We start from the raw sequence: 9310 nt of genomic DNA on the forward strand, positions 1-9310 counted from the left end.
ACCTGATCGTCGCTGAGATCCTTGGTGCGCAGGTCGCGGTCGATGCTCGTCGCCGCCAGGATTTCCTGGGAGCGGGTACGGCCGATGCCGTAGATATAGGTCAGCGCGATCTCCATGCGCTTATCGCGCGGGAGGTCGACGCCCATGAGACGTGCCATCAGGCAGTGTTTCCTTCTAGTTTGCGGAGGTCTGTTCCCAGTCCGTTCCCGCCTGCTAGCGGGGTCCGGCCTCCGTGCCGGACGTGTTGAGCGGCCTATCCACTCAGTGGTACTGGGAGGTCTGCATTCAGTTGTGGACGTGCTCGTCTAGCCCTGACGCTGCTTGTGCCGCGGATCGGAGCAGATCACCATGACCCGCCGATGCCGACGGATCACCCTGCACTTGTCGCAGATCGGCTTGACGCTCGGGTTCACCTTCACGGCTGTTCGATCCTTCTAGGTTTCTCGGAGACTCGCGCAAGCGCTCGTCTCTGGTCTCGTTGGTGTGGTTGTGTTCGGACGCGTGGTTACTTGTACCGGTACACGATGCGGCCCCGGGACAGGTCGTACGGGGAGAGCTCCACGACGACACGGTCCTCGGGCAGGATGCGGATGTAGTGCTGCCGCATCTTCCCGCTGATGTGGGCGAGAACCTTGTGGCCGTTCTCCAACTCAATGCGGAACATCGCATTGGGCAGGGGCTCGACCACGCGACCCTCGACCTCGATGGCACCGTCTTTCTTGGCCATACTGTCTGGCGATCCTTAGCTTTTCGTTTCGTATCGACGTTTCGTATCGACTACGCCCATTCAGCGCAGCCTTCGATCCGACTTGAAAACGTGAGGCCGGATTTACAAATTCCAGTATTTCCAGGACAGGGCACGCGAGAAGCCGGCACGGAAACCGCACCGTTGGTCAATACTACCCGCTCGGCGGCGATGCCCAAAATCGCCGAACGCCCAGCTCAGCGACTGGCATTCTCGTGTCACAGCGTAATCGAACCGGAGGACCCGTGACGGCGCTCTTCGTCGCGACCACCATCATCGGCCTGTCAGCGGCGTGACGCCCGTATCTCCGCTGACTATGTCGGTGAGGTGTTGTTCAAGGATCGCGACGGCAGCCGCGTGCGCCTGCCCGCCATGAGCGACGCCCTCGCGCAGTTGCCCCGCCTCCACCCGTCTCTACATCATCGGTGTCGACGGCGAGTTCCTCCACGTCGCGTCGGCGACGGAGATCTAGGCCGTTCGCTCAGAGCGCTACGGGTGACCCGATATGCGGTGGACAACCAGCGCATACTTAGTAGTGATGACTGGACCTGATCCCCAGCCCCGCAAGCCCGTGATCCTCACCGTCGACGACGACCCCGCCGTCTCTCGCGCGGTCGCACGTGACCTTCGTCGACACTACGGCGAGAACTACCGAATCGTTCGCGCCGAGTCCGGGCAGGACGCGCTGGAAGCGCTCAACGAGCTGAAGCTGCGCGGCGACACCGTAGCGGTGTTCGTCGCCGACTACCGGATGCCGCAGATGAGCGGCATCGAGTTCCTCGAAGCGGCGATGGACCTGTACCCGCTGGCCCGCCGGGTGCTGCTGACCGCATACGCCGACACTCATGCCGCGATCGACGCGATCAACGTCGTCGACCTGGATCACTACTTGCTCAAGCCGTGGGATCCGCCGGAGGAGAAGCTCTACCCCGTCATCGACGGACTGCTCGAGGCATGGCGGGCCGTCGGCGACCGTGCGATCCCGCACACCAAGGTGATCGGCCACCGCTGGAACCCACGGTCGTGGGAGGTGCGCCAGTTCCTGGCCCGCAACCAGCACACGTTCCGGCCCTTCAACTCCGACGAGCCAAAGGGCAGGCAACTGCTCGACGCCGCGAACCTGGACGGACACCAGCTGCCCGTCGTCATCACCGAGGGCGGCGAGACGCTCGTCGATCCGACCAACGGTGAACTCGCCGCCATGCTCGGTCTGTCCACCGAGCCGTCGCTGCCGATGTACGACCTCGTGGTCATCGGCGGTGGGCCCGCGGGCCTTGCCGCCGCGGTCTACGGAGCCTCCGAGGGACTCGGGACCGTGCTCATCGAACGCACCACGACGGGCGGGCAGGCCGGGCGCAGCTCGCGGATCGAGAACTACCTCGGCTTCCCCACCGGCGTCTCGGGCGCCGAGCTGACCACGTCGGCGCGCAGGCAGGCCGAGCGGTTCGGCGCGGAAGTGATCACCACCAGGCAGGCCATCGGTCTCGAGGTCGGCGGATCGGCACGCAAGATTCAATTCGAGGACGGCAGCACGATCGGCGCGCAGGCCGTGATCCTGGCCACCGGGGTCGAGTACCAGCAGCTGCGGGTCACCGGTTGTTGGAACAACCCCGACGACCCCGACGGGTGCAATTACGTCGGTGCCGGCGTCTACTACGGCGCATCGGTGTCGCAGGCCTCGGAGTGCAGGGACGAAGACGTCTACATCGTGGGCGGCGCCAACTCGGCGGGCCAGGCGGCGATGTTCATGTCGAAGGAGGCGAAGTCGGTGACGCTGCTGGTACGCGGACCGTCACTGGAGGCCTCGATGTCCTACTACCTGATCCAGCAGATCGAGAACAACCCCAAGATTCAGGTCCGGACCTGCACCGAAGTGGTCGACACGTGTGGTGAAGACGGTCACCTGTCGGGTCTCTGGCTGCAGAACAGGCAGACCGGGGTGCGCGAGAGAGTCGACTGCGGGCGGCTGTGCTGCTTCATCGGGGCGACACCGCGCACCGAATGGCTCGACGGCGTCGTCGCCCGCGACGACCACGGCTTCATCCTCACCGGACCCGACCTGAAGGACGTCTGCGGCTGGACTCTGGACAGACCGCCGCACCATTTGGAAACAAGTGTGCCCGGTGTGTTTGTTGCAGGGGATGTGCGCGCCGAGTCCGCGAAGCGTGTTGCGGCGGCCGTCGGCGAAGGTTCGATGGCCGTGATGCTGGTGCATCGCTACCTGGCCGAGGCTTAGGAGGAAACCCCGTCATGGGTGAGAAGTGTCTGCCGGACGAACTGCGAACCCTGTTCCTGTTCGAGTCGCTGTCCGACGAACAACTCGCGACGCTGTGCGAGAACGGCCACATCGCCACGTACGAGCCGGGCCCCATCTGCATCGAGGGTGAGCCCGCGACGTGCTTCTACGTGTTGATCGAGGGCGAACTGGTGATGTCGAAGCGCTCGGGCGGCGACGACATCGAAACCAACCGGACCTCCCAGAGGGGGGTGTACTGCGGCGCATGGTCGGCCTTCGACCCCAACGAAGAGCATCAGTACGAGGCCTCGGTTCGGGTGACCAAGCCGTCGAAGTTCTTCGTGCTCGATGCCGACGCCTTCGGCCGATTCGTCCAGACCGAGTTCCCGATGGCCGTGCACCTGCTCGAGGGGCACAAGGTCGGCGGCATGCGCACCCGCAAGATCATCGACCAGCGGGAGAAGCTGCTCGCCCTTGGCACCATCACCGCGGGCCTGACACACCAGCTGAACAACCCGGCGGGCGCTAACGCCCGCGCCGTCGCAGACCTCCGCGACCGCGTCGGCAAGATGCGCCACAAGCTGGCCATGCTGGCCGACGGCAAGTTCAGCCCCGAGGCGCTGCGAGTTCTGGTCAGCGTCCAGGACGAGGTGGCTGAGCAGGTGGCCAAGTCCAAGTCGCAGGAAATCAGCGCGCTCGAGGCCTCCGACCGCGAGGATCAGCTCGGCGACTGGCTCGAGGACCACGGCATTTCAGGGGCGTGGGACTACCCGTCGACGTTCGTCGAGGCCGGCCTCGACATCGACTGGCTGGAGCGGGTCTCGGCGTCCGTCGACGTGGTGGACGCGTCGGCGTCGCTGCAGGGTGCCATCGGCTGGCTGAAGTACACCATCGAGACCGAGCTGTTGATGAATCAGATCGCGGAGGCCAGCGACCGGATCTCGGCGCTGCTGGCGGGCGCCAAGCAGTACTCGCAGATGGACCGCGCGCCCTATCAGAGCGCCAACGTCCACGACCTCCTGCGCAGCACCGTGATGATGTTCGGCGACAAGGTCGGCAAGGACAAACCGGTCACCCTCTGCAAGGAACTGGACACGTCGCTCCCCGAATTACTCTGCTACCCAGGCGATCTCAACCAGGTATTCACGAACATCATCGACAATGCGCTACAGGCCATGAAGGGCCACGGCAACCTGACCCTGCGCACCTCCCACGCCGGGGACGACTCGATCGAGGTCCAGATCTGCGACGACGGTCCAGGTGTGCCCGAAGAGCTGATCGAGCGCATCTTCACCCCGTTCTTCACCACCAAGCCGTTCGGCGAGGGCACCGGACTGGGCCTGGACCTGGCCTGGCGGATCATCGTGGAAAAGCATCACGGCACCCTTCGGGTGGAATCCAAACCCGGTGACACCCGTTTCATCATCGTGTTGCCGTTGGTCGCTCCCGGGCCCCCTGAGGAAGCCATCGTCACCGAGTAGTTTCGCGACGTGGTTTGAGATCAGCCCGATCGAAACGGAATACGCGCGACGACGCGGCGGGTTGACCCAACCATGACGAAACCCAATCTCGGCAAGTTTGGCGTGTTCGGTCGCGGCGCGACCCCCGAGCAAGCCAAGGAAATCGAAGCGCTGGGCTACGGCGCCATCTGGGTCGGCGGATCGCCACCCGCCGAACTCGACTGGGTGGAGCCCATTCTCGAGGCCACCGACACGCTGCAGGTGGCCACCGGCATCGTCAACATCTGGACCGCGGCGGCCGGACCCGTCGCGGTGTCCTTCCACCGCATCGACAAGGCGTATCCCAACCGGTTCCTGCTCGGCATCGGCGTCGGCCATCCCGAGGCGCTCACCGAATACAAGAAGCCCTACGACGCGCTCACCGAGTACCTCGACAAGCTCGACGAGTACGGCGTGCCCAAGGACCGCCGGGTCGTCGCCGCGCTGGGCCCGCAGGTGCTCAAGCTGTCCGCCCGACGCAGCGCAGGCGCGCACCCGTACCTGACCACGCCCGAGCACACCGCGCAGGCGCGCGAGCTCATCGGACCGGATGCGTTCATCGCCCCCGAGCACAAGGTGGTGCTCACCACCGATGCCGACCAGGCGCGGGCCGTCGGCCGCAAGGCGCTCGACCTGTACCTCGGCCTGGCCAACTACCTCAACAACTTCAAGCGGCTCGGGTTCACCGACGAGGACCTGGCCAAGCCCGGCAGCGACCGCTTCATCGACGCCGTCGTCGCCTACGGCACCGTCGATGCCATCGCCGCGCGACTCAACGAACATCTCGCCGCGGGCGCCGACCACGTGCCCGTTCAGGTGTTGACGTCTACTGACAAGCTGGTGCCTGCGCTCGCCGAACTCGCAGGGCCGCTGGGCCTGCGCTGAGCTGACCTCAACCCACGCCGACCAAAACCACAGGGGACCCGATATGACCGACGCAGTAACCCTCAAGCCCGACCTCGGCCGATTCGGCGTGTGGACGCTCGGCGCTCCCACACTGGAGCAGGCGGTCGAGATCGAGAAGTTGGGCTACGGCGCCCTCTGGGTCGGCGGGTCGCCCAAAGGTGACCTGGCATTCGTCGAGCCCATCCTCGAGAAGACCGAGACGCTGCAGGTGGCCACCGGGATCGTCAACGTGTGGACGGCGCCCGCCGATCAGGTCGCGGAGTCCTATCACCGCATCGAAGGCGCCTACCCGGGCCGGTTCCTGCTGGGCATCGGCATCGGGCACCCGGAGAACACCGACGAATACCGCAAGCCCTACGACGTACTGGTGGAGTACCTGGACGCGCTGGACGCAGCCAAGGTGCCGACCAGCCGACGGGTCGTTGCGGCGCTGGGGCCCAAGGTGCTCGAGCTCGCCGCCACGCGCAGCGCGGGCGCACACCCGTACCTGACCACGCCCGAGCACACCGCCCAGGCCCACGCTCTGATCGGCAACACGGTGTTCCTGGCGCCGGAGCACAAGGTGGTACTGGCCAGGGACGCAGAGCAGGCCCGCGCGATCGGCCGCGAGACGGTGGGCTTCTACCTGAACCTGAGCAACTACCTGAACAGCTGGAAGCGGCTCGGCTTCACCGACGCCGACATCGCCAAGCCGGGCAGTGACAAGCTGATCGACGCCGTGGTCGCGCACGGCACTCCCGACGCGATCGCCGCGCGCCTGACCGAGCACCTCGACGCCGGCGCCGATCACGTCACGATCCAGGTGCTCGGCGGCAAGGACGCCCTGGTACCGACGCTGGCCGATCTGGCCGGTCCACTGGGCCTGACACCGAAGTCGTGACACAGCTCGGGCGGGTCGGGGTCTCGGTCGGCGACACCGTCACCGGTGAGCAGGCGCGCGAAGTCGAACGGCTTGGCTACGGCACGCTGTGGGTCAACGGATCACCGGCCGCGAAGCTCGCGTTCGTCGAACCGCTCCTTGGCCAGACCACCACCCTGCAGGTCGCGACCGGCATCGTGAACGTCTGGTCGGCACCCGCCAAGGAGGTCGCCGAATCGTTTCATCGCATCGAGACGGCCTTCCCCGGTCGTTTCCTGCTGGGCATCGGCGTCGGGCATCCGGAGCACACCGGCGAGTACCACAAGCCCTACGACGTACTGGTCGACTACCTGGACGAGCTCTATGCCGCCGGGGTGCCCGCCCACCGCCGGGTGCTCGCGGCGCTGGGACCCAGGATGCTCGAATTGGCCGCCCGGCGCAGCGCCGGGGCTCACCCCGCGATGACCACCCCCGAGCACACCGCGCTGGCGCGTAAGACGCTCGGCAGCGAAAGCCTGCTGGCGCCGTCGCTGCTGGCGTCGATCAACCCCGACCCGGACGCATCCCGCACCGTCGGACGGCAGATCATCGGCAACTACCTCGGCACGATCAACTACGCCAGCAGTTGGCGGCGACTCGGCTTCACCGACGACGATCTGGCACCGCCAGGCAGCGATCGGTTGATCGACGCCCTGCTGGCCCACGGCACCGCGGAAGCCGTCGCCAAACGGGTGAACGAACACCTGGGCGCCGGGGCCGATCACGTGGCGGTTCTCTCGCCCGACCCGGCGAATCTGCTGCCGACCCTCGCCGAGCTGGCCGGCCCGCTGGGACTGTCGGCCGGAGGTTAGTGCCGCCGCCCGCTAGGGTTTGATCATGCGAATGCTGGTCACCGGCGGCGCCGGTTTCATCGGTGCCAACTTCGTCCACGCGACTGTGCGCGAGCACCCGGAGGTCGCGGTGACGGTGGTCGATGCCATGACCTACGCGGGCAGCCAGGAGTCGCTGGCACCGTTGCAGAACGACGTGGAACTGGTCCGCGGCGACGTCACCGACACCGAACTGATCGGCAAGCTCGTCGCCGAGTCGGACGCCGTCGTGCACTTCGCCGCCGAGACACACGTCGACAACGCACTGGCCGATCCGGAGCCGTTCGTCCGCACCAATGTGATCGGCACGTTCACGATTCTGGAAGCCGTGCGCCAGCACGGGATTCGGCTGCACCACGTGTCGACCGACGAGGTGTACGGCGATCTGGAGCTGCACGATCCACGCCGCTTCACCGAGGGCACGCCCTACAACCCGTCGAGTCCGTACTCGTCGACCAAGGCCGCCGCCGACATGCTGGTGCGTTCCTGGGTGCGGTCGTACGGCGTGCGGGCGACCATCTCGAACTGCTCCAACAACTACGGGCCGTATCAGCACGTGGAGAAGTTCATCCCACGCCAGATCACGAACGTGCTCACCGGCCGGCGGCCCAAGCTATATGGCACCGGCGCCAACGTGCGCGACTGGATCCACGTCGACGACCACAACCGCGCGGTGTGGCGGATCGTCGCCGACGGCGCGATCGGCCGGACGTATCTGATCGGGGCCGACGGTGAACGCGACAACCTTTCGGTGATGCGTGCGGTGCTGCGATCGATGGACCACGACCCCGACGACTTCGACTTCGTCCCCGACCGCGCGGGCCACGACGTCCGCTACGCGATCGACCCGTCGGCGTTGCGCGACGAATTGGGTTGGGCCCCAGAGCGTACCGACTTCGAGGCGGGACTGCGGGACACCATCGACTGGTACCGGGCCAACGAATCCTGGTGGCGACCGTTGAAGGACGGGGCCGAGGCGGTCTACCAGGAGCGGGGACAGTGACGTTCCGCGAGCTCTCCGTGCCGGGTGCGTGGGAGATCACCCCGACGGTGCACGGGGACGAGCGTGGCGTGTTCTTCGAATGGTTCTCCGATCGCGAGTTCACCGCCATGACCGGGCATCGCCTTGACCTTCGCCAGGCCAACACGTCGGTGTCGGCCGCGGGCGTGCTGCGCGGCCTGCACTTCGCCCAGCTGCCGCCGAGTCAGGCCAAGTACGTGACGTGTCTGCGCGGTGCGGTGTTGGACGTCGTCGTCGACATCCGGGTCGGCTCGCCGACGTTCGGGCACTGGGACTCGGTGCTGCTCGACGACCGGGACCACAGGTCGATCTACATCTCAGAGGGTCTCGGCCACGGCTTCGTTGCGCTGCAGGACGATTCGACCGTGTCCTACCTGTGCTCGGCGGGCTATGCCCCCGACCGCGAGCACACCATCTGCCCGACCGATCCGGCCATCGGGATCGACTGGCCCGTCGCCGACCCGACGCTGTCCGAACGCGACGCCGCCGCGCCGACGCTGGCCGAGGTTCAGGCGGCCGGCGTGCTGCCGACGTGGGATGACGCCCGGGCGTTCGTGGACGGGCTACGCCTGCCGCACCCCGCGGACTGACTTCAGCCGCATCCCAGCCCTCAAACCCCACGCCGCCGAGACTGCGCACAGATCCCGAGGAATCGCGATCCGTCAGCAGTTTCGGGCGGTGAGCTCTGCCACTTGCCAGCGTCTCACAAGAATACTAGGATATCCTAGTATTCGTTGCAGGTCGTTCTCAAAGGGCAGGTCATGACCACACAGATTCCCCACTTCATCGGCGGTGCGCGCACGGCCGGGACGTCCACCCGCACCGCCGACGTCCTCAATCCCAGCACCGGCAAGGTCCAAGCGCAGGTCGCGATGGCCTCGGCGGCTGACGTCGATGCCGCCGTCGCCTCCTCGGTCGAGGCGCAGAAGGACTGGGCGGCGTTCAACCCCCAGCGCCGCGCCAGGGTGATGATGCGGTTCGTCGACCTGGTCAACCAGAACATCGACGAACTCGCCGAATTGCTCTCCCTCGAGCACGGCAAGACCGTCGCCGATTCCCGCGGCGACATCCAGCGCGGCATCGAGGTCATCGAGTTCGCCATCGGCATCCCGCACCTGCTCAAGGGCGAGTACACCGAGGGCGCGGGCGGCGGTATCGACGTCTACTCTCTGCGC

General features: G+C 66.4%; 11 protein-coding genes. 8 read left to right on the forward strand and 3 right to left on the reverse strand.

What is annotated here, in order from left to right; all coding sequences use genetic code 11:
* The 3 genes from rpsM to infA form a co-directional block, all read right to left on the reverse strand.
* The coding region (rpsM, locus tag QOC69_RS03330; RefSeq protein WP_526436350.1) for a 30S ribosomal protein S13 at positions 1-158 on the reverse strand (158 nt) is incomplete at its 3' end.
* Between the two features lie 147 nt (positions 159-305).
* Complete coding sequence (gene rpmJ, locus QOC69_RS03335) at positions 306-419, reverse strand: 50S ribosomal protein L36 (protein ID WP_079925868.1); 114 nt, start codon at positions 417-419, stop codon at positions 306-308.
* A gap of 86 nt (positions 420-505) precedes the next feature.
* Entirely contained in the window at positions 506-727 is a 222-nt protein-coding gene (gene infA, locus QOC69_RS03340) for a translation initiation factor IF-1 (protein WP_003418601.1), read from the reverse strand.
* A 556-nt stretch (positions 728-1283) separates the two neighbouring features.
* On the opposite strand from infA, the gene QOC69_RS03345 reads away from it, so the two are divergent.
* From QOC69_RS03345 to QOC69_RS03380, 8 genes are all read left to right on the forward strand, one after another.
* Positions 1284-2981 (forward strand): FAD-dependent oxidoreductase, encoded by a 1698-nt coding sequence (locus QOC69_RS03345; RefSeq protein WP_526436334.1) that lies wholly within the window; start codon positions 1284-1286, stop codon positions 2979-2981.
* A 14-nt stretch (positions 2982-2995) separates the two neighbouring features.
* Positions 2996-4462, forward strand: a complete 1467-nt coding sequence (locus tag QOC69_RS03350) for an ATP-binding protein (protein WP_526436336.1) — start codon at positions 2996-2998, stop codon at positions 4460-4462.
* 72 nt (positions 4463-4534) lie between these two features.
* On the forward strand, positions 4535-5365 hold the full coding sequence (locus QOC69_RS03355; RefSeq protein WP_526436338.1) for an LLM class F420-dependent oxidoreductase: 831 nt from the start codon (positions 4535-4537) through the stop codon (positions 5363-5365).
* A gap of 43 nt (positions 5366-5408) precedes the next feature.
* Complete coding sequence (locus QOC69_RS03360) at positions 5409-6266, forward strand: LLM class F420-dependent oxidoreductase (protein WP_526436340.1); 858 nt, start codon at positions 5409-5411, stop codon at positions 6264-6266.
* A complete protein-coding gene (locus tag QOC69_RS03365) occupies positions 6263-7096 on the forward strand; it encodes an LLM class F420-dependent oxidoreductase (protein WP_526436342.1) in 834 nt (277 codons plus the stop codon). The genes QOC69_RS03360 and QOC69_RS03365 overlap by 4 nt, the downstream gene beginning before the upstream one ends.
* Before the next feature lie 25 nt (positions 7097-7121).
* Entirely contained in the window at positions 7122-8117 is a 996-nt protein-coding gene (rfbB, locus tag QOC69_RS03370) for a dTDP-glucose 4,6-dehydratase (protein ID WP_526436344.1), read from the forward strand.
* Complete coding sequence (gene rfbC / locus QOC69_RS03375) at positions 8114-8725, forward strand: dTDP-4-dehydrorhamnose 3,5-epimerase (RefSeq protein ID WP_526436346.1); 612 nt, start codon at positions 8114-8116, stop codon at positions 8723-8725. The genes rfbB and rfbC overlap by 4 nt, the downstream gene beginning before the upstream one ends.
* A gap of 171 nt (positions 8726-8896) precedes the next feature.
* On the forward strand, positions 8897-9310 hold a 414-nt coding region (locus tag QOC69_RS03380), incomplete at its 3' end, for an aldehyde dehydrogenase family protein (RefSeq protein WP_526436348.1).

The sequence above is a fragment of the Mycobacterium sp. genome, from assembly GCF_032162105.1.
GTDB lineage: Bacteria > Actinomycetota > Actinomycetes > Mycobacteriales > Mycobacteriaceae > Mycobacterium.